The 19406-nt window shown below is 63.3% G+C and carries 15 protein-coding genes; 7 read left to right on the top strand and 8 right to left on the bottom strand.

Annotated features, from left to right (window positions below):
- Positions 1 to 368 precede the first annotated feature (368 nt).
- A complete protein-coding gene (locus C3E99_RS04080; protein ID WP_083675035.1) occupies positions 369 to 1157 on the top strand; it encodes a GntR family transcriptional regulator in 789 nt (262 codons plus the stop codon).
- Here C3E99_RS04080 and C3E99_RS04075 read toward each other — a convergent pair.
- Together C3E99_RS04075 and C3E99_RS04070 are read right to left on the bottom strand one after the other, a co-directional pair.
- Positions 1140 to 2012: an HpcH/HpaI aldolase/citrate lyase family protein gene (locus C3E99_RS04075; protein ID WP_158682098.1), complete on the bottom strand. Its 873-nt coding sequence runs from the start codon at positions 2010 to 2012 to the stop codon at positions 1140 to 1142. The two genes, C3E99_RS04080 and C3E99_RS04075, sit on opposite strands and share 18 nt — an antisense overlap.
- Entirely contained in the window at positions 2009 to 3469 is a 1461-nt protein-coding gene (locus C3E99_RS04070) for an amidohydrolase (protein WP_104960307.1), read from the bottom strand. The genes C3E99_RS04075 and C3E99_RS04070 overlap by 4 nt, the downstream gene beginning before the upstream one ends.
- Positions 3470 to 3766: 297 nt before the next feature.
- Here C3E99_RS04070 and C3E99_RS04065 point away from each other — a divergent pair, with 297 nt between their 5' ends.
- Positions 3767 to 5953 (top strand): TonB-dependent receptor, encoded by a 2187-nt coding sequence (locus tag C3E99_RS04065; RefSeq protein WP_076074577.1) that lies wholly within the window; start codon positions 3767 to 3769, stop codon positions 5951 to 5953.
- A gap of 103 nt (positions 5954 to 6056) precedes the next feature.
- Here C3E99_RS04065 and fabG read toward each other — a convergent pair whose 3' ends face one another.
- From fabG to C3E99_RS04045, 4 genes are read right to left on the bottom strand one after another with little or no spacing between them, the layout of a single operon-like run.
- Positions 6057 to 6800, bottom strand: a complete 744-nt coding sequence (gene fabG / locus C3E99_RS04060) for a 3-oxoacyl-[acyl-carrier-protein] reductase (RefSeq protein WP_076074575.1) — start codon at positions 6798 to 6800, stop codon at positions 6057 to 6059.
- Between the two features lie 11 nt (positions 6801 to 6811).
- Positions 6812 to 7264 carry a GxxExxY protein gene (locus tag C3E99_RS04055; protein WP_104959446.1) on the bottom strand — a complete coding sequence of 151 codons (453 nt, stop codon included), beginning with the start codon at positions 7262 to 7264 and terminating at the stop codon, positions 6812 to 6814.
- A 34-nt stretch (positions 7265 to 7298) separates the two neighbouring features.
- A complete protein-coding gene (gene fabD, locus C3E99_RS04050) occupies positions 7299 to 8249 on the bottom strand; it encodes an ACP S-malonyltransferase (protein WP_104959445.1) in 951 nt (316 codons plus the stop codon).
- Positions 8250 to 8293: 44 nt separating this feature from the next.
- On the bottom strand, positions 8294 to 9121 hold the full coding sequence (locus C3E99_RS04045) for an LD-carboxypeptidase (RefSeq protein WP_076074572.1): 828 nt from the start codon (positions 9119 to 9121) through the stop codon (positions 8294 to 8296).
- 157 nt (positions 9122 to 9278) lie between these two features.
- Here C3E99_RS04045 and C3E99_RS04040 point away from each other — a divergent pair, with 157 nt between their 5' ends.
- The 4 genes from C3E99_RS04040 to rplI all read left to right on the top strand — a co-directional run bounded on the left by C3E99_RS04040 (position 9279) and on the right by rplI (position 12381).
- Positions 9279 to 10658, top strand: a complete 1380-nt coding sequence (locus C3E99_RS04040) for a Mur ligase family protein (RefSeq protein ID WP_104959444.1) — start codon at positions 9279 to 9281, stop codon at positions 10656 to 10658.
- Between the two features lie 478 nt (positions 10659 to 11136).
- Positions 11137 to 11502, top strand: coding sequence for a 30S ribosomal protein S6 (rpsF, locus tag C3E99_RS04035; protein WP_067105615.1), 366 nt, complete (start codon positions 11137 to 11139; stop codon positions 11500 to 11502).
- Positions 11503 to 11513: 11 nt separating this feature from the next.
- On the top strand, positions 11514 to 11738 hold the full coding sequence (gene rpsR, locus C3E99_RS04030; RefSeq protein ID WP_033073748.1) for a 30S ribosomal protein S18: 225 nt from the start codon (positions 11514 to 11516) through the stop codon (positions 11736 to 11738).
- A 13-nt stretch (positions 11739 to 11751) separates the two neighbouring features.
- Positions 11752 to 12381 carry a 50S ribosomal protein L9 gene (rplI, locus tag C3E99_RS04025; RefSeq protein WP_067105617.1) on the top strand — a complete coding sequence of 210 codons (630 nt, stop codon included), beginning with the start codon at positions 11752 to 11754 and terminating at the stop codon, positions 12379 to 12381.
- A gap of 141 nt (positions 12382 to 12522) precedes the next feature.
- On the opposite strand, the gene folE is transcribed toward rplI, so the two are convergent.
- On the bottom strand, positions 12523 to 13119 hold the full coding sequence (gene folE, locus C3E99_RS04020; RefSeq protein ID WP_067105618.1) for a GTP cyclohydrolase I FolE: 597 nt from the start codon (positions 13117 to 13119) through the stop codon (positions 12523 to 12525).
- A 434-nt stretch (positions 13120 to 13553) separates the two neighbouring features.
- On the opposite strand from folE, the gene C3E99_RS04015 reads away from it, so the two are divergent.
- Positions 13554 to 16640: a TonB-dependent receptor gene (locus C3E99_RS04015; protein WP_104959443.1), complete on the top strand. Its 3087-nt coding sequence runs from the start codon at positions 13554 to 13556 to the stop codon at positions 16638 to 16640.
- Positions 16641 to 16739: 99 nt separating this feature from the next.
- Here C3E99_RS04015 and C3E99_RS04010 read toward each other — a convergent pair whose 3' ends face one another.
- Positions 16740 to 19253, bottom strand: a complete 2514-nt coding sequence (locus C3E99_RS04010) for a TonB-dependent receptor (RefSeq protein ID WP_076074567.1) — start codon at positions 19251 to 19253, stop codon at positions 16740 to 16742.
- Positions 19254 to 19406: the final 153 nt, after the last annotated feature.

Below are 19406 nucleotides of genomic sequence, written 5' to 3'. Positions count from 1 at the left end.
GCGCCCGCGTCATCAATCGGGAGGGCGGCGAGCGACGCTTTCATGAGCAGACGCGGCGATCATCCGCTTCCCGTTGCAACAAGGTCGAATGGAACCACGCATAAACCCTCGCCAAAGCATCCTGACACACCGCGCGCAGAGGCGACCTTCTTTGGCTTGTGATGGGTAAGCCTTTGAAAATCACCGGGGTTGGGCCCTTCACCATGCCGGTCCCTTATTATGTTTTCAATTAAATCCGGTTCTATTAATTGTCAAGCACCAAGAGCAGCGTCCATAGGCCGCCGCATAGGCGCTCAACTTCGGGTAAATCCTGTGATATGGGGCGGTCGCAACGGGGCCGGAAGCGCCCCTCAAAACCTTGGAAAATCATGGCTCAGAAACCGAACCAGCGAATTGCACAGAAGGGTGTGCCGCTTTACCAGCAGATCGCATCATGGCTGCGCGAAGATATCGACAGCGAGCTGTATCCGGTCGGGTCGCTCCTGCCGCCGGTTCCCGAACTCGCGAAAGCGTTCGGCGTCGGCAAGCATACCGTCGGCAAGGCATTGGAGCAGTTGAAGAACGGAGGCGTGATATCGATCCGCCGCCGCGGCGGCACGCGGGTCGAGGCGACCATGGCGACGACCAGTCCCTATGTCGTCCAGGCGTTCGATTCCATCACGCAATACTCCAACATGGCAAAGCTGAAGATCACCGACAAGAATCTGATCGTGGCGCGAAAGGATGTGGCGGAGATGCTGCAGTGCCCGTCCGCCCAGGAATGGCTGCATATCGAAGGATATCGGTCGAGCAACACGTCGGAAGAAGTCGTCGGCTATACCCAGGTTTTCATCAACCGCGCCTTTCCCAAGATTTACGAGCGCGTTAATAAAAACACGCTCATCATCTTCAAAATGTTTCAGGAAATATACGACGAGAGCATCGTCGAAGTTCGTCAGGAGATGCGCGCCATCGTCATTCGCGATAAGGCAGCGAAGGTTCTGAAGGTTCCCGAAGGCACGATCGGCATGCGCTACATAACGCGCTTCTACAGCGCGAAGGGCGAGCAGCTGGAAGTGACGGTCAACATCCACCCGCTGGATAAGCTGAACTTCGCGCAGCATATCGTTTATCCGCGCCCCATCAACGACGCTTCCGGATCACCCGACGCCGGGTGATGCGCGCGCCAACAAGCGTTGGGCCCATGCGATGACCGGGCGGTCGACCATGTGGCCATCGACGCGGACGACCGCCCCGCCCCGACCTTCCGCGGCAAGGACGATTTTCCTCGCGCGTTCGACATCGCGGTCGTCGGGGCGGAAGGCTTCGTGAACGGCAGCGACCTGAGATGGGTGGATGACGACCCTGCCGTCGAACCCCATCCCCGGGAGCCGGCGGCTTTCCTCGGCGAGGCCGTCCATGTCCGCGATGGCGAGCCACGCGCCATCGAGTGCGAGGATGCCTGCGCGCGCGGCGGCCTGAACGATCCGGCCGCGGGCATAATGCAGGGCGTCCCAGTGCATTCCGCTGCCCGTTTCGGCGGAATAGTCGGCCGATCCGAAGCAGATTGCGGCAACATGCGGCGCCATGGCGATTTCGGATGCGTTTTCCAGGCCTTCCGCCGTCTCGACAATCGCGATGATCGGGCAATGCAGGTCGATCTCGTCCATCAGCGCAGCGAGCGAACGGACGTCGTTGGAACAACATGTCTTGGGCAGCAATATGACATCCGGCCGCACGGCGTGGGTTGCCAGGTGCAGAATATCCCTCGACCCGTCGAGGGTCGAAAGGCTGTTGATCCGCAAGGCGCGACAAACCTCCGGCTTGGCGGCGATGGTGAAAAACCCCGCGACGGCAGACCGTGCCTCCGCCTTGCTCGCGCGCGCAACCGCATCTTCCAGATCCACGCAAACGATGTCGGCACCGCTGCCCAGAGCCTTTGCATAGCGATCCGGACGATCGGCCGGCACGAACAGCATCGTGCGGGCGACAAGGACGGAAGAGCTCTCCACAGGCGCGCCTTCGTCCTTCACTTCATGTAATCGAGCGGCGGATTACGATCCCCGACAAGTGGGGTGTACCGATATCCGGCGCCACGGCGTTCGACGAACTCGGCCTTCACTTCGGCCACAAGTTCGGGGGACAGCATCAGGTCGACCGTCGTCAGCGCCATAGCCTTGGCGGCGACATGCATGCCCTTCAACCCAATCGACATGTTGCTGGCGGCCGTGGCCTGCCACGAATGGCCCGACGTGCCGGGCACATAGGTCGCGGTTCTGATCCAGTTGGTCGGCACCGTCCACGACACGTCGCCGACGTCCGATGATCCCGTCCAGATGTCGGTGGGATTCAACTCGACGGGCTGGATCTCCCGCGCCCGATCAATCTTCGGTACAGGCTGCTGGAAACTCTGGATCAGCGTTTGGGCAAAGGCCATTTCCTGCGCATCATAGATCACCCCGCCCACCCGTTGCAGATTGTCATGAGAAATCTGCGACAGCCTGGTGTTGGGCAGATAGCCGTAATGGCCCGTCAGCACTTCGTGGTCTACGGTCGTGCCGGTGCCAAGGGCGGCGCCCTCCGACGCCTTGACGATGCGATCCCAAAGCCTTTGGGCTTCCTGCGCGTCAGGGTCGCGCACGAAATAATAGACCTCCGCGAAATCGGGCACGATATTCGGGGCCGGGTTCGTCCCGGTTATCGCATAGTGGATGCGCGACTTTTCACCGATATGTTCGCGCATCATATTGGCCATCACATTCATCACCTCGACCCCATCGAGCGCCGACCGCCCCTTGTCCGGCGCGGCAGAGGCGTGCGTGGCGTAACCGTGGAAGCGGAATTTGCCGGTGATCATCGCGAGGTTCGATTTGGTGACGGCGGCATTGTAGCTGTCGGGATGCCAGTTCATCATCACATCCACGTCGTCCAGCAGACCATCGCGAACCAGATATGTCTTGCCGCCGCCGCCCTCTTCGGCAGGCGTCCCGTAAACGCGGATCGTACCCCGCCCCTTGTGCGCCGCCAGCCAGTTCCGAACGGCGACAGCGGCCAGAACCGAGCCGGCCCCCAGTAGATTGTGTCCACAACCATGGCCGGCGTCGTGCCCGTCCATTGCCTGTTTGACGGGAACACCCGCCTGGGACAGTCCGGGCAAGGCATCGAATTCGGCGAGAATGCCGATGACGGGTTTGCCTTCGCCATATGAGGCGACAAAGGCCGTCGGCATCCCGGCAACAGGCGCGGTGATCTTGAAGCCCGCTTTTGCCAGACGCTCCTGAAGAAGCGCGGAGCTCCTGTGCTCCTGATATCCGATTTCCGCCCAGCGCCCGATCTGCAGCGCGTTCGCGTCGTCCACCGATCGCAAGGCCTCGATATCGGCGATCAACGCGTCGCGCCAGCCGGGTTGTTGCTGAGCGGCGACAGGTGCATGGCCGCTTAGAAGCGCGATCGTCACGAGGCCCGCCCGCCAATTCCGCCATTGCATCATCTGCCCGTCCTCCCCGGATATCATTCACTCCTATCTCGATATTATATCCGGTAATATTAGTCAATTATCATTGCGCAGCAGCGCCGGCGCCTTCTGGGGCACGGAAGGAAGGATTGCTGCAATGCATCATTACTGCAGACATCCTCCGTATAAGCGCTGCATGAAGAAGCGCACACTCCTTGCACCCACATTCGACCTCAACAAATAAATCCGGTATTAATTGTTGACGAAAAATATGACCGATATTATTCATGGCGCGGAAGAGGCTGTGGAATGGCCTCCAAAAGGGAGGAAGCGATGCGGTTGAATTATAAGGTGGGACTGTCGGCCTTGGCCCTGCAGGCGACTCTGTTGGCCGCATCCGGCGCGCAGGCGGCGGAGCAGGAAGCCGCGAGGGATGGCGGGATCGACGATATCGTCGTCACCGCGCAGAAGCGCAGCGAAAACCTGCAGAGCGTCCCGATTTCCATCTATGCGCTGAGCGGCGATTCCATCGCCAAGGCCGGCCTGAACGACGTCTATGACCTGGCGTCCTATGCCCCCAGTTTCAAAAGCGACAATGTGGGTCCGGCGGATCCGACGTTCACGATGCGCGGCATCGGGTCGAACGAGCGCGGGGCGGGGAGCGACCGGTCGGTGGTCGTGTTCCTCGACGACATCTATATCGGCCGCAGCTCGGGCACCGTTTTCGAACTGTACGATATCGAGCGCATCGAAATGCTGCGCGGACCGCAAGGCACGCTGAGCGGCCGCAACGTCGTCGGCGGCGCGATCAACATCGTCACCAAGAAACCGACCGAGCGATTCTCGGCAGCGGCCGAGGTGACCCTCGGCAACTATGATCTGCGACAGGCGAAAGCCCGCGTGAACGGAAAGCTTGCCGAAGGCGTCGCTGCCAGCCTCTCCTTCACGACACGCTCGCGCGACGGATTCTACACCTATGCTCCGACCGGCAAGGATACCGACGGGATAAATTCCACCAACCTGCGCTCCAAGATCGCGATCACGGCCAGCGACAATCTGGAAATCCTGCTGTCGGGCGACGTCTCACGCTTTCGTCAGGACGGCGTTTCGGCGAAACCGTTCGGAGTTGGGAACTACACCAGGAATACACTCGGCTACACACCGCTTCCCGATCCGTGGACAATCGAAACGTCGCGCCGGGGCTATGCGGAGGTTGATCTGTGGGGCCTGTCGGCACGCGCCGATTTGACGACGGACGTGGGCATTCTGACGTCGATCACCGGCTATCGCCACGTGCTGTCGGACAGCGCGCAGGATTCGATCGGTCTGCCGGCGGGCTATTTCCTTTCCTATCTGTCGGCGCGGGAAAAATCGGATTTCTTCTCGCAGGAACTCCGCATGGCCTCGCTTCCCGACAGCGGGCCCCTGACGTGGGTCGTGGGCTTCTATTTCCTCAGGGACGATGTCCACCGGCTCGAAGGCTATGATCGCGATTTCAAGGGGCAGACATCGCGGCCGCTATGGAATCAGGATGCAAGGACCACGAGCATTTCCGGCTTTGCGCAAGGCACGTACAAGCTCACCGACCGGTTGAACCTGACGGCGGGCGTTCGCTACACGCACGACGACAAGCGGCTGCACAATATCCTGACCGACGAGTCGGGCGGGACCGCGACCAACGGCCTCACGCCCGGAATTTCGGCGTTCGACGTTTCGGTGCAGAAGAACTTCAATGCCTTTACGCCGAAGGTCACGATCGATTTCTCGCCAAGCGAGGACGCCCTGATCTATGCAACCGTGTCGAAGGGATTCAAGTCGGGCGGCTTCCAGGGGCTGGCTCCCACTGCGGCCGCGGCCTCGCGCGCATTCTTTCCGGAAATCGCCTGGAACTATGAAATCGGCACCAAGACGCGATGGTTCGACAACCGCCTGCAGATCAATCTCGCCGGCTTCTACATGGACTATCAGGATCTCCAGGTCAGCAATCGCATCCTGACCATTCCCGGCGACCAGTCTTCGGCGCTTCGCATCCTGACCAATGCTTCGGACGCCGTCGTCAAGGGCATAGAGCTCGAGGTGCTGGCCAAGCCGGTTCCCGGGCTGACGCTGTCAGGGAATTACGCGTATCTCGATACGGAGGTGAAGAAATTCATCATCGGAACCGACGGGACGGACCTGTCCGGAAACCGGCTCGGCAAGGCGCCGAAGAACGCATTCACGATCTCCGGCTCCTATGTCAAAAGCGTCGGCGAGAATTCGGAGATCTCCTTCAACGCCGACTATGTTTACCAAAGCTCGATGTTCTTCTTCATCGAGAACACCCCGACCGCGGAAGAGCCGGCTTACGGCATCTTGAACGGGCGTATCACCTATACGCTCAACAACTGGTCCTTTACGCTGTTCGGCCGCAATATCACCGACAAGCTCTACAGAACGAAGACCGTTCCCGTCGGGGATGGGGCTTTCTCGGGATTCGGGGATCCGGCCACCTATGGCGTAACCGTCGGCTATAAATTCTAGGGCCGCGCTTCATCGACTGCATGGTCGAATGACGAGGGCGACGAGAGCGATCGCCAACATGCCGTGACATGCCGCCCCTGCAAAGGCAGGGGCGGCAAATGGATCAGGACAGCATCGCCATGCCGCCGTTGACGTGGATCGTCTGGCCGGTGACGTAGCCCGCCTCGCGCGACGCGAGGTAGACGACGGCGGCGGCGATGTCGCTTCCCTCGCCCATCCGGCCCGCCGGGATACGCTGGTTGAGCGCTTCCTTCTGCGCGTCGGGCAGGCCGTCGGTCATCGCGGTGGCGATGAAGCCCGGTGCGACGCAGTTCACGGTGACACCGCGGCTCGCCAGTTCCTGCGCCAGCGCCTTGGTCATGCCGGTGACGCCCGCCTTCGACGCGGCATAATTGGCCTGCCCCGGATTGCCCGTCGCGCCGACGACGCTGGTGATCGAGACGATGCGGCCGAAGCGCGCCTTCATCATCGGCTTGGCGGCGGCGCGGCACAGGCGGAAATTCGCCTCGAGGTTGATGCGGATGACCTCCGACCATTCCTCGTCCTTCATGCGCAGGATCAGATTGTCGCGCGTGACGCCGGCATTGTTGACGAGAATATCGAGCGTCCCGCCCAGCGCCTCGACCGCCGAAGGCACGAGCGCGTCCACCGCGGCGGCATCGCCGAGATTGCACGGCAAGGCGACCGCATCGCCGCCGAGGCTGTCGCGGAAGCCGTTCAGCTTGTCGGCATTGGAACCCGAAACCGCAAGCCGCGCGCCCTGCGCGGCAAGCGCCTGCGCGATCGCGGAGCCGATGCCCCCCGAAGCGCCAGTAACGAGGGCGGTCATGCCGGTGAGATCGAACATCGTGTCATTCCTTATGTTTGAGTCCGGTCGTCGGACGCTGGTCCATGGTAATTTTCGCGCAGAGGCGCAGAGTGCGCAGAGTCCTTATGGTCATTGACGAGGCGGCGGATACCTTCCTTCAAGGTAGGCTGACCGAAATTGATCAGCAGTCCCACAGGCAGATGGAGCAGCTTCAAATAAGTGAGAACCTGCTTTGAATGGACGGGATGCGCGCCATCGGTCGACTTGATCTCGACCACTAATCGCTCATCGATCAGCAAATCGACACGCGCGACTTCGGTAAACTCCATACCATCGAAAATGATGTTGATCGGCCATTGCCGATCAACCTTATATCCCATCGCGCCAAGACGCCCGGCCAGAAGCTTTTCATAGACGCTTTCCAGCAAACCCGGCCCGATTTCGCGATGCAGACGCATCGCGACGCCGATTACATCATGCGAAATCTGATCGATGGACACCATGTCTCTGCGATCTCTGCGCCTCTGCGCGAATCTTTCAAAGAGCTTTGAGCAAAGCCTCGATATCGTCCATCGACATCACGCTCACCGTCTCGACCTCGCCGCCGGCGCTGCGCTTGACCATCGGCGACAGCACCTTGCCGCCGATTTCGACGAAGCGGTCGACGCCGATATCTTCCATCGCGCGCACGCTCTCGCGCCAGCGGACGCGGCCCGTCACCTGGCTGACAAGCAGGTCGCGAATCGTGTCGGCGTCGCTGACCGGCGCCGCGGTGACGTTGGCGACCACCGGGACCAGCGGCGCGGCGGGCGGATTCGCGCCGAGCGCGTCGGCCATCGCATCGGCCGCGGGCTGCATCAGCGGACAGTGGAAGGGGGCCGAGACGGGCAGCAGCACGCCGCGTTTGATGCCCCAGGATTGTCCGGCTTCCTTGACCAGCGCGACCGCGCGCTCGACCGCGCCCTTGTGGCCAGAGATCACAACCTGCGACGGGTCGTTGTCGTTGGCGACGGTGCAGACCTCGCCCTCGGCCGCCGCGTCGGCGAGTTTCTGCGCGGTGTCGATGTCGGCGCCGAGCAGCGCCGCCATCGCGCCCACGCCGACCGGCACCGCCGCCTGCATCGCCTGCCCGCGCGTCTTGAGCAGCCGCGCCGCGGTCGCGATGTCGAACGCCCCCGCCGCGCACAGCGCCGTATATTCGCCGAGGCTGTGGCCCGCGACATAGTCCGCCATCGCCGTCAGCGTCACGCCGCCTTCCTTTTCCAGCACCCGCAGCGTCGCGATCGCGTTCGCCATGATCGCCGGCTGCGCGTTCTCGGTCAACGTCAGTTCGTCCTCCGGCCCTTCGCTCATCAGCTTGAACAGATGCTGGCCCAGCGCCTCGTCGACTTCCTGGAACAGCTCGCGCGCATGGCCCGACGCATCGGCGAGCGCCCTGCCCATGCCGACCGACTGGCTGCCCTGACCCGGAAAGATGAATGCGCGCATCTGGCGTCCCCTTGGTGTGATTTGTCGCACCCGCGACTATTGCCTCACCCGGCGCGATGCAAGCCGAAGGGGACGACCTTGTTCGCCGCGTCGTGCCCGATGTCGGCGCGGCCGAGCCAGGCGATGCCGGTGCGCGCGCACCAGTCCCGCGCGATTGCCTCCGCCTCCATCCCGAACGGCCGGTCGTTCAGGGGCACGTCGCTGACGCGGCCGAGGCGCAGCCCCGCCAGCCCGCGCGGCGCCAGGCAGCTTGCGACATGGAAGAAGGCGCGGTCGAAGGCATAGAGATATTCGCTCACCTCCTCGACGAGCAGCACATGGCCAGAAAGATCGGGTTCGAGCGGGGTTCCGAGCAGCATCGACAGCGTCATCAGGTTGAAGGCGGCATGGCGCGCGCCATGCGTCAGCCCCGGCTCGCATGCGGCGGGATCGCGCGCGACCAGCCAGTCGAGCGCACGCGCCACCGCCGCCTCGCCGTCCGCGCGGCGGACATCGGCGACCATCGGGCCGTGCGCGACATGGTCGAACCCCTCGCGATAGAGGCAGGCGAGCAGATTGCCCTGATCCGAATAGCCGAGGAACGCCTTGTGCCGCGCGCCCTCCCCCATCGCGGCGACGGCGTCTTCGGCGATCCGGCATGCGCCGTAGCCGCCGCGCGCAAACCAGACCGCGTCGATATCGGGACGGTTCGCCATCGCGACCAGCGCCTCGCGCCGCACCGCGTCGGCGCCCGCGAAATGGCCGTGGCTGACGAAGCATTGCGGGTCGAAGACCAGCTCGACTTCGGGATAGCCGAGCGCCGCGATCGCGCGCACCGCCTCTGCATCGTCGGGCAAGATGGGGGTCGAGGGGGCGACGATTCCGATGCGCATGACTAGAAGCACCTCCCAAATCCGTTCGCATCGAGCGAAGTCGAGATGCCCCTCGGCTCTGCGCTGTCCCGATGGGTGTCTCGACTTCGCTCGACACGAACGGATTTCGCGCTGAGTGCCGGTTGCAAACCCGTCGCCAAGGCCATAACGCGCGGGCATGGCCGAAAACAAATCCTATTTCTTCTGCGGCATCGGCGGATCGGGAATGCTGCCGCTGGCGATGATCGTCGCGGCGCGCGGGGCCGCGGTTTCGGGGTCGGACCGCAGCCGCGACCAGGGGCGCACGCCCGACAAGTTCGAGTGGATCGCCGGCCGCGGCGTCGCGCTGTTCCCGCAGGACGGCAGCGGCGTCGCGGCGGGCCAGACGCTCGTCGCCTCCGCCGCGGTCGAGGACAGCGTGCCCGACGTCGCGGCGGCGCGCGCGCTCGGCCTGCCGCGGCTGACGCGCGCCGACCTCAACGCCGCGCTGTTCAACGCCGCCGACACGGCGGTCGGCGTCGGCGGAACGAGCGGAAAATCGACCGTCACCGGGATGATCGGCTGGATCCTGGAGAGCGCCGGGCGCAGGCCGACCGTGATGAACGGCGCGGTGATGCGCAATTTCGCCGGCGCCGACACCCCCTTCGCCAGCGCGCTGGTCGGCGATCCGGCGACCTATGTCAGCGAGGTCGACGAAAGCGACGGGTCGATCGCGCTCTATCGCCCCGACGTCGCGGTCGTCACCAATATCAGCCTCGACCACAAGAGCCTCGACGAGTTGCATCAACTCTTCGGCGATTTCGCCGCGAAGGCGCGCGTCGCGGTGATCAACGCCGACGACGCCGAATCGGCGCCGCTGCTCGCCGGCGGCAACGTCCTGCGCTTCGGCTTTTCCGACGCTGCGGCGGTGCGCGGCAGCGATTTCGAGCCGCTGCCCGACGGATGCCGCTTCACCGTGCATTTCGCGGGCGACAGCCACGCCGCACGCCTGTTGATGCCGGGACGCCACAATGCCGCCAACGCCCTCGCCGCGATCGCGGCGGCGCGCGCGCTCAATATCCCGGTGGCGCAGTCGGTCGCAGCGCTGGCCGATTTCGCGGGCCTCGCGCGCCGCTACGAGGTGCTCGGCCAGGCGGGCGGCGTCACCGTCATCGACGATTTCGCGCACAATCCGGACAAGGTGGCCGCGACGCTGGCGGCGGTCGCCGAATTGCCGGGCCGCGCGCTGCTCTTCTTCCAGCCGCACGGCTATGGTCCGCTCCGCCAGATGGGCCAGGAGCTGGCGGCGAGCTTTGCGGGCGGGATGCGCGACGGCGACCGGCTGTTCGTCTGCGATCCGGTCTATTTCGGCGGCACCGTCGACCGCAGCATCGGCAGCGAGGCGCTGGTCGCCGACATCGTCGCCGGCGGCGGCGACGCGGTCCACCTGACGACGCGCGCGGCATGCGGCGCGGCGATGCTCGACGCTGCGAAGCCCGGCGACCGCATCCTGATCCTCGGCGCGCGCGACGACACGCTGACCGAATTCGGGTACGAAATACTTGCGAAGTTGACCTGACCTCCGCGCAAATGGGCAAGGGACAAAGGCCGACCTCGGCTTGAATTTTGGCGCTGCAGCCTTTATGTCAACCTTGTATACAGGGCGGCAAAGCAGCAGATGTGGCTATGACGGGTGCATGGATCGCGATAATCATCGGCGTCATTACGGCATTGGTCCTTGCATTTTCCTCTCGCTCGCAAGAACCCGACGCCTGATCCATTAAGACGCTCCGCATGCCCGCCACGACTGGCGCGTGCCCCCGGAACGCATGATCCCTGCAAGAAGCGGGGCGGGGGGACATTCGAACCGATGCGCTACCGGACAATGCGATCCCTTGCTTATCCCGCCGAAATCTGTATAGGCGCCCGCATTCGGGGCGAGGCCTTGTGCCTGTCGCCCCGTTTGCTTTGCACGAACAGGCAAAGCCGGACGACAGCCGGAGGGGTTTCGCGATCGGCGCGAAATCAGCGATCGGCCAAATGAAGGAAGCGCAACCATGCCGTTCTACGAGCATGTATTCATCGCGCGTCAGGACCTGAGCCAGGCTCAGGTCGATGCGCTGGCGGAAAATGTCGCCACGATCGTCACCGACCACAAGGGCACGATCCACAAGACCGAAACCTGGGGCCTGAAGCAGCTCGCCTACAAGATCGCGAAGAACCGCAAAGGTCACTATGCGATGGTGTCGGTCGAAGCGCCGGGCGAAGCCGTCGCCGAGATCGAGCGTCAGGCGGCGATCAACGAAGATATCATCCGCTGGATGACGATCCGCGTCGACGAGCTCGAAAAGGGTCCGTCGGTGATGATGCGCAAGCAGGAACGCCGCGGCGGCCGTGGCCGTGACCGCGACGGCGAAGAATAAGGAGAAGCATCATGGCACGACCCTTTTTCCGTCGCCGCAAGACCTGCCCCTTCAGCCAGAAGGACGCACCGGTCATCGATTACAAGGACGTCCGCCTGCTCCAGGGTTACCTGTCGGAGCGCGGCAAGATCGTCCCGTCGCGGATCACCGCGGTGTCCACCAAGAAGCAGCGTGAGCTGGCCCGTGCGATCAAGCGCGCCCGCCACATCGGCCTGCTTCCCTACATCGTGAAGTAAGGAGGGCGGACCGATGGAAATCATCCTGCTCGAACGTATCGAGAAACTGGGCGGTATCGGCGACGTCGTCACCGTCAAGAACGGCTTTGCGCGCAACTATCTGCTGCCCAACCACAAGGCGCTGCGCGCGAACGACGCCAACCGCAAGCTGTTCGAAGCGAACCGCTCGAAGATCGAGGCCGACAACGCCGAACGCCGCAGCGCCGCCGAAGGCCGCGCCAAGGACGTCGACGGCAAGCAGGTCGTGCTGATCCGCCAGGCGTCGAACACCGGCCAGCTCTACGGCTCGGTGTCGGTGCGCGACATCGTCGACGCGCTGGTCGAGGACGGCGTGACCAACATCACCAAGGCGATGGTCGAGCTCGAACGCCCGATCAAGTCGCTCGGACTGTTCGACGTCAAGGTCCGGCTGCATCCCGAGGTGAGCGTCACCGTCGGCGTCAACGTCGCCCGCTCGCCCGACGAGGCCGAAATGCAGAGCCAGGGCATCGACGTGATCGCGGCCATGTTCGAGGAAGAACATGCCGAAGCGGTCGCCGCGGCGCTGGAACCCGACAGCGAGGACGAGTTCGAGGACGCGACCCCGCCGTCGGAAGCGGTTGCGGAAGACGCGCCTGCGGCCGACGAGGGCGAAGAGGCCTAAGCCTCTCTTCCTCTCGCAAGAGGCAAAAAGGCTCCGAAACCGCATGGTTTCGGAGCCTTTTTGTCATCGTCTCGCCAGGGCTTCCATATCGCTGCCCTATCCCCTGCCGTCGCCCCGACGAAAGCTGGGGCGAGGTTTCGATCAATACCCCATCAGGCTCAGTACTTCCTTGCGGCTGCGTTCGTCGTCGAGGAAGCAGCCGAGCAGGCGGCTCGTCACCATGCCGACGCCCGGCGTGCGCACGCCGCGGCCGGTCATGCAGCCGTGCTGGGCATCGATGACCACCGCGACGCCGTGCGGCTGGAGATGGTCCCAGATGCACCGCGCGACCTCGGCCGTCAGCCGCTCCTGCACCTGGAGCCGGCGGGCATAGCCGTTCAGGACGCGCGCCAGTTTCGAGATGCCGACGACGCGATCCTTCGGCAGATAGGCGATCGACGCCTTGCCGGTGATCGGCGCCATATGATGCTCGCAGTGCGACTGGAACGGAATGTCGCGCAGCAGAACGATCTCATCATAGCCGCCGACCTCTTCGAAAGTGCGCGACAGATGGAGGCCCGGGTCCTCGGCATAGCCCTGGCAATATTCCTTCCACGCCCGCGCGACGCGCTTCGGCGTGTCGAGCAAACCCTCGCGCGACGGGTCGTCGCCCGCCCATTCGATCAGCGTGCGGATCGCGTCCTGCACGGGACCGGGCACGAGAATCTTGCCGTCCGGCCCCAGTTCCACCTCGGTCATCGCCCCTCTTTCACTGTTGCTATCATGTCGCACATGTCGCCCCCCAAATGGCTTTGCGCAAGCCCATGGCGCGAAGAAATTCCCACCCCGGGACAAGTTTACGTTGGGGAATCGTGGCTTTTCGGAAGGAGCCGAGGAGCGCGCTTTCCCGCGATTTTTTCTCCCGCACAAGTGGCTTGACGCTTTCGTCAACTAAGCGCACCTTTGGACCATTACAGAGTTCGCTTGAGCGGACCGTAATCCGGAGAGGCCGGCGTTTTCCCCGACGCCGGTGGGAGAGGACGATGACCAGCATCGCTGGCGAGCAGCAACTGCTCTGGCGTCGGATCGGACGGGTCCGGTGCCCGTTCGCATGCCTGATCGGCGTCCCTTCCCCAACCACAAATCAGATTTGGGCGACCCGCAACCGCGGGATCGAAAATGGGAGGATATAAATGAAGTTCAACGCACTGATCGGAACGTCCATCCTGGCCATGACGGTGGCGACACCGGCCTATGCGCAGAGCGGTTCCACGACCGACGCGTTCGGCGGCGAGATCGTCGTCACCGCGCAGCGCCAGTCCGAACGTCTGCAGGACGTGCCGATCGCGGTCAGCGCCTTCTCGTCGGAAGCGCTCGAGGCGCAGCAGATCAAGACGCCGTCGGACCTTCAGCTCACGCTGCCGAACGTCACCTTCACCAAGACGAACTTCACCGGCGCAAGCTTCACCATCCGCGGCATCGGCGACCTGTGCGTCGGCACGACCTGCGACAGCGCGACCGCGATCCATCTGAACGGCGACCCGCTGTTTTCGACCCGCCTGTTCGAAACCGAATTCTTCGACCTCGAACGCGTCGAAGTGCTGCGCGGGCCGCAGGGCACGCTGTTCGGCCGCAACGCGACCTCGGGCGTGGTCAACGTGATCACCGCCAAGCCGAAGCTCGGCGTGTTCCAGGCGTCGGCCGAAGCCGAATATGGCAATTATGACTCGATCAAGGGCAAGGCGATGGTCAACATCCCCCTTGGCGACACTGCGGGCATCCGCGTCGCGGGCATCTACCTCAACCGCGACGGCTACACCAAGAACACCTTCCTCAATACCCGCATCGACGACCGCGACCTCTACTCGGTCCGCGGCTCGCTGCGCTGGGAGCCGTCGTCCGACACCACGATCGACCTGATGGGGTCGTATTTCCACGAACGCGACCAGCGCACGCGCATCCAGAAGCAGCTTTGTCAATATGACCCGACGGGCATCCTCGGCTGTCTGAACAACCGGCTCGATGCGTCGCCGTTCAACGGCAATGCGACCTTCACCGCCGCACTGACGTCAAAGGAATTCCTGGCAACGCAGGGCATTCCGGCCGCCTTCGCGCTTGGCAGCATTTACGGCCCCAACGTCTATGGCAATACGTCGATTTCGAGCGACCCGCGCGAGGTAAAGACGGCCTTCACGCCGTCCTATTTCACTAGCGAACTGATCCTCCAGGGCCAGATCGAACATAATTTCGGCCCGGTCGCCTTGCAGGTGTCCGGCCAGTATCAGAAGGTTAAGCTCGAGGCGCAGCAGGATTACAACAGCAATATCGGCGACCGCTCACTCTATGCGGGGGCCTTGAACACGTTGGCTTTCTTTGCCGCCAACGGTATTCCGACCGGCCTGCCGGCGCCTGCTCCGGCGTTTGTTCCTGGCTCTGCAGCCTATTTCGCGCCCGTGGCCGCAGCCCTGATTCCGAACGGTCCAAACGGCGTTCTTTGCACTTCGCAGTCCGACGATACGGGACGGGGCGTCTTCGGCGGCAACGGCATCTGCAGCGACCAATCGCTGCAATTCGATCGATCGAACCAGTATAACAGCAGTTGGTCGGGGGAAGCCATCCTGTCTAGCGACCTTGATGGTCCGTTCAACTTCCTGCTCGGCGGCATCTATGCCGATTATCACCTGACCGAGAATAGCTATTATGTGAACGCCTTCCCGATCGATTATCTCGCGGGTGTGCTGGGAGCGTTCTCGTCCTTTAAGGCGGGATTGCCGCCGTCGGTGCTGGGTCAGCCCTTCTTCCGCAACAACACGGATGATTTGAAGATCAAATCCTACGGTCTTTTCGGGGAAGCCTATGTCGAGTTCAGCGATCGGCTGAAACTGACCCTCGGCCTGCGCTACAACAACGACAAGAAGAGCGTCCGCGCACGGTCGCTGCTCGCCAGTTCGAACGGCAATATCTTCGCACCCCACAGCTTTGCCGGCGATCTGTTCGACACACCCTATGGCGCCCTTTTCGATGGCGACAGCGCGACGCCCTGTACCCAGACGTTGCCCGATGGCAGCACGGCCTTCATGGATGGCACCCCCGCTACTCCGGTGGGCGCGGTCGGATCGAAACCGGGATGCGAAGCCTATCAGAGTCGCAGCGTCTCCTATAACAAGCTGACTGGCCGCGCGGTGATCGACTTCAAGATCACCGAGGACAATCTGATCTATGCCTCCTATTCGCGGGGCTATAAATCGGGCGGCATCAACCCGCCGCTGCAGCCGGTCTTCGCGGTGCCCGAATCGTTCAAGCCCGAACAGGTCGACGCGTTCGAAATCGGGTCGAAGAACAGCTTCGGCAACGGCGCACTGCAGCTCAACGCCACCGCTTTCTACTACAAGTACAAGGATCTCCAGCTCAGCAAGATCGTCGCCCGTACCGCGGTCAACGACAACGTCAGCGCCGACATCTACGGCTTCGAAATCGAAGGCATGGTGCGGCCCGACCCGAACTGGCTGATCAACCTCGGCTTCAGCTACCTGCATACGAAGGTGACCGAAGACAAGCTCACCAGCAACCCGCGCGATTTCGGCGGCGGCCGGGCCGATGCCGTCATCATCAAGGACATCACCAACGGTGCGAACTGCGCGGTTTCGTCGACTTCGGGCAACGTCACCGGTGTCAACGCCTTCGTCAACACGGTGAACAACGTCATCAACGCCGGCCTCGTCCCCGGCCTCGCCGCCGGCGCTGGCTTGCAGGGAACGACGACCTTCCCGGCAGACGGAGGCATCGCTTCGACCGGTGCGTTCGGCATTTGCGGCGTGCTCGGCGCCGCTGCCAGCGGCGCCTTCGCGGGGGCCGGTCTCGACCCGGCGGCGTTCGGCGGGATCGAATATCATTCGGCCGGCGTCAATGTGAACCTGAAGGGCAACAAGCTGCCGCAGGCGCCGAACTACAAGTTCAGCGCTGGCGTGCAATATACCGCGCACCTCGGCGACAGCGACATGACGCTCGTCCCGCGCTTCGACCTCGCCTACACCGGCGACAGCTATGGCAGCATCTTCAACGGCAACGTCAACAAGATCAAAGGCTATGCCCAGGTCAACGCGCAGCTTCAGCTGAACGGAGCCGAGGACAAATGGTTCGTGAAGGGGTTCATCCAGAACGTCTTCGACGTGAATAGCGTCACCGGTCTCTACATCACCGACCAGTCGTCGGGTAACTACACCAACATCTTCACCCTCGAACCGCGGCGCTACGGCATCGCGGCGGGCGTGCGGTTCTAACCAGCCCAAATAGGCAAAAAAAGCCCTGGCCTCTCGAACGAGAGGCCGGGGTTTCTTTTGTCCATCGTCGAAGGACGGGCGCGGACGCCCGCCTTCCGATCAGAATTTGAAGCGCGCGGTCACACCGTAGGTCCGCGGCTGGCTGGGATAGCCCGAGACGCTGCCCGACTGCGCGACGGCGTTGAAGATCGTCGTCAGATAGCGCGCATTGGTCAGATTGCGGGCCCACACGCCGAGTTCGAGGCCGTTGGTCAGCGCGACGGTGAAGGACGCGTTGAGCTGGTTGACCTCGCGCTTCAGATTCTGCGCGACGCTCGCCGGCAGGGCGGCGAGGCCGTCGACGATCTGCGTCGGGCTTTCATACTGATAGTCGACATGCGCGATCGCCCGCGTCCCGCCCGCGAATTCGTGGGTGTAGGTGCCGCCCATCGAAACCGACAGGTCGGGGATGCCCGCGGGCTTCATGCCCGACAGGTCGCCGAACGCCGAAGCGACGAAGCTGTCGTATTTGGCGTCGAGATAGGTGACGGCGAGGTTCAGGTTGAGCCCGCGGACCGGCCGCACCGATCCGTCGAACTCGATCCCGAAGGTCGACTGCTTGCCGGCGTTGGCGAGCGCGAAGCCGGTGCCGGTGAAGACGTTCGACTGGAACCCCTTGATCGACTGCTTGAACACCGCGAGGTTCAGCGCCGCGACCGACCAGTTGGCCTTCAGTCCCGCCTCATAGACTTCCGATTCCTCGGGCGCCGCGAAGCGCGTGCCCGCCACCAGGTTCGGCGTCGCGAGGCCGCCCGCGACGATCGCGGGCAGGTCCGCCGCCAGCGGGCGGCTGTCGCGCGACAGGTTGACCGAGGCGGCCTTGAAGCCGGTCGCATAGGTCGCATAGACGTTGACCGTGTCGGTCAGTTCATAGGACAGACGCGCGCTCCACGAAAAATCGCCATCGCTGACCCGGCCCGGCTCGACGCTGTTCGGAACGTCGAGGAAAGGCGGCAGGAACTGAAAATCCTTGAGGCCGGCGAGGGGGTTCGCGCTACTGCCATCGGGCAGGATCAGCGTCGGATTCGCCGCGAGGAAAGCGGCGGTCGCCGGATCCACCCCACTGCTGACAAGCACGAATTCACGGAACGGCGTATAGGCGGCCGCGTCGAGGTCGATCCCCGAAAAGACGTCGGTGCTGGTGACGTCGGTCGTGAAGCGCTTCTTGTCCTTCGTATAGTTGCCGCCGAGCGTCAGCGTCAGCCGGTCGCTGATCCCGAAATCGAGCGTGCCGAAGATCGACCAGGCGGTGTTCTTCATCCGGTAACGTTCATCCATGCCGTCGCCGGCGTGGAAGAAGGAATCGTTCGGCGCACCCAGCGCGGCCTCGAGCGTCGGAACGTCCAGCAGCCCGCCGCTGGCCGCCTGGATCAGCGCGTTGCCATAGGGACGGAAGTCGTCGCCGAAATAGATCTGACTGTGCTGCCGAATCTTCTCGTGGAAATAATAGCCGCCGATCAGAAAGTTGACCGGCCCGTCGAAGTCCGACGTCAGCCGCAGTTCCTGGGTGAAAGTGTTGATCGCGGTATCGTCCGATTTCTGCCCGATCAGGTCGGCGCCCGAGAAATCCGAATCCTGATTGGTGTCGGCGCGCACCTCGCGATAGGCGGTGATCGAGGTCAGCGCGAGCGCACCGAGATCATAGTCGATCTGCGCCGATCCGCCGTAATTCTCGATCTCGTTCGACGACAGGAAATTGTTGTAGACGCGGTAGGAAAAGGGATTGGCGGCATCGACGCTCGTCCCGCCCGCCAGCAGGTCGGTGATCGCGACCGTCGGCCCGGCGATGACGTTCGCCGCGATGCAGCAATTCTCGTCGATCTTGTCGTAATCGCCGATCAGGCGGATCGACAGCGCGTCGGTGGGCTCGAACAGCAGCTGCCCGCGCACGCCCCAGCGGTTGCGGTCGTTGACGTCCTTGCCCAGCCGCAGATCCTGCGCATAGCCGTCGCGGCGGTTGAAATTGCCGCCGAGCGAGAAAGCGACATTTTCACCGATCGGGCCGGTGACATTGCCCTTCACCGTGATCGCGTCGTAATTGCCGTAGGTCGCCTCGATCGAGCCGCCGAAATCATATTGCGGCTTTTGCGTGACGATGCTGATGACGCCCGCCGAGGCGTTCTTGCCGAACAGCGTCGATTGCGGGCCGCGCAGCACTTCGACGCGCTCGAGATTGGGCAGGTCGCCGATCTGCGCCGCCGAACGCGAGCGATAGACACCGTCGATGAAGACGCCGACCGACGGCTCGATGCCGGGGTTGTTGGCGCCGTTGCCGAAACCGCGGATGATGAAATTGGTATTGGCGCTCGACTGAAGCTGCGCCACGCGCAGGCTGGGCACCGCCGATTGCAGGTCGATGAGGTCGCGGATCTGCGAATTTTCGATGTCGGCCGCCGAGGCCACCGACACGGCGATCGGCGTATCCTGCAGCGTCTGCGACCGCTTGCTCGCGGTGACGATGATCTCGTTGCCGTAATCATTATCGCCGGCACCCGTGTTCTGGGCAGCGGCGATGGCGGGGGTCGCGGCGGCGCACAGCATCGTGGCGCCCAGCAGCATGTTGCGCAAGGTCATGATTCTCTCTCCGACCCGCGAAGCGCAGCCCACAGGGGCCTGAGGAGGGGATGCTCCGGGGGTGCCAGTGGCCCTAGCGCGCCGCCGGACACCGTCAACGCGGAGAAAGAAAAACCTTGGCTTTTCCGTCCGATAGTGGCCGAAAAGCAACAG

Source organism: Sphingopyxis sp. MG, assembly GCF_002953155.1.
Taxonomy (GTDB): Bacteria; Pseudomonadota; Alphaproteobacteria; order Sphingomonadales; family Sphingomonadaceae; genus Sphingopyxis; species Sphingopyxis granuli.
This window is presented reverse-complemented; position numbering and strand designations above follow the sequence as displayed.

Bases quoted from the DNA above. Each gene is read 5' to 3' on its own strand.
- folE (WP_067105618.1), bottom strand. From the start codon at position 13,119: ATGACCGAGGTGGAACTGGGGCCGGACGGCAAGATTCTCGTGCCCGGT.
- rplI (WP_067105617.1), top strand. From the start codon at position 11,752: ATGGAAATCATCCTGCTCGAACGTATCGAGAAACTGGGCGGTATCGGC.
- C3E99_RS04045 (WP_076074572.1), bottom strand. From the start codon at position 9,121: ATGCGCATCGGAATCGTCGCCCCCTCGACCCCCATCTTGCCCGACGAT.
- C3E99_RS04015 (WP_104959443.1), top strand. From the start codon at position 13,554: ATGAAGTTCAACGCACTGATCGGAACGTCCATCCTGGCCATGACGGTG.
- fabG (WP_076074575.1), bottom strand. From the start codon at position 6,800: ATGTTCGATCTCACCGGCATGACCGCCCTCGTTACTGGCGCTTCGGGG.
- C3E99_RS04040 (WP_104959444.1), top strand. From the start codon at position 9,279: ATGGCCGAAAACAAATCCTATTTCTTCTGCGGCATCGGCGGATCGGGA.
- fabD (WP_104959445.1), bottom strand. From the start codon at position 8,249: ATGCGCGCATTCATCTTTCCGGGTCAGGGCAGCCAGTCGGTCGGCATG.
- C3E99_RS04010 (WP_076074567.1), bottom strand. From the start codon at position 19,253: ATGACCTTGCGCAACATGCTGCTGGGCGCCACGATGCTGTGCGCCGCC.
- rpsF (WP_067105615.1), top strand. From the start codon at position 11,137: ATGCCGTTCTACGAGCATGTATTCATCGCGCGTCAGGACCTGAGCCAG.
- rpsR (WP_033073748.1), top strand. From the start codon at position 11,514: ATGGCACGACCCTTTTTCCGTCGCCGCAAGACCTGCCCCTTCAGCCAG.
- C3E99_RS04055 (WP_104959446.1), bottom strand. From the start codon at position 7,264: ATGGTGTCCATCGATCAGATTTCGCATGATGTAATCGGCGTCGCGATG.
- C3E99_RS04065 (WP_076074577.1), top strand. From the start codon at position 3,767: ATGCGGTTGAATTATAAGGTGGGACTGTCGGCCTTGGCCCTGCAGGCG.
- C3E99_RS04070 (WP_104960307.1), bottom strand. From the start codon at position 3,469: ATGATGCAATGGCGGAATTGGCGGGCGGGCCTCGTGACGATCGCGCTT.
- C3E99_RS04080 (WP_083675035.1), top strand. From the start codon at position 369: ATGGCTCAGAAACCGAACCAGCGAATTGCACAGAAGGGTGTGCCGCTT.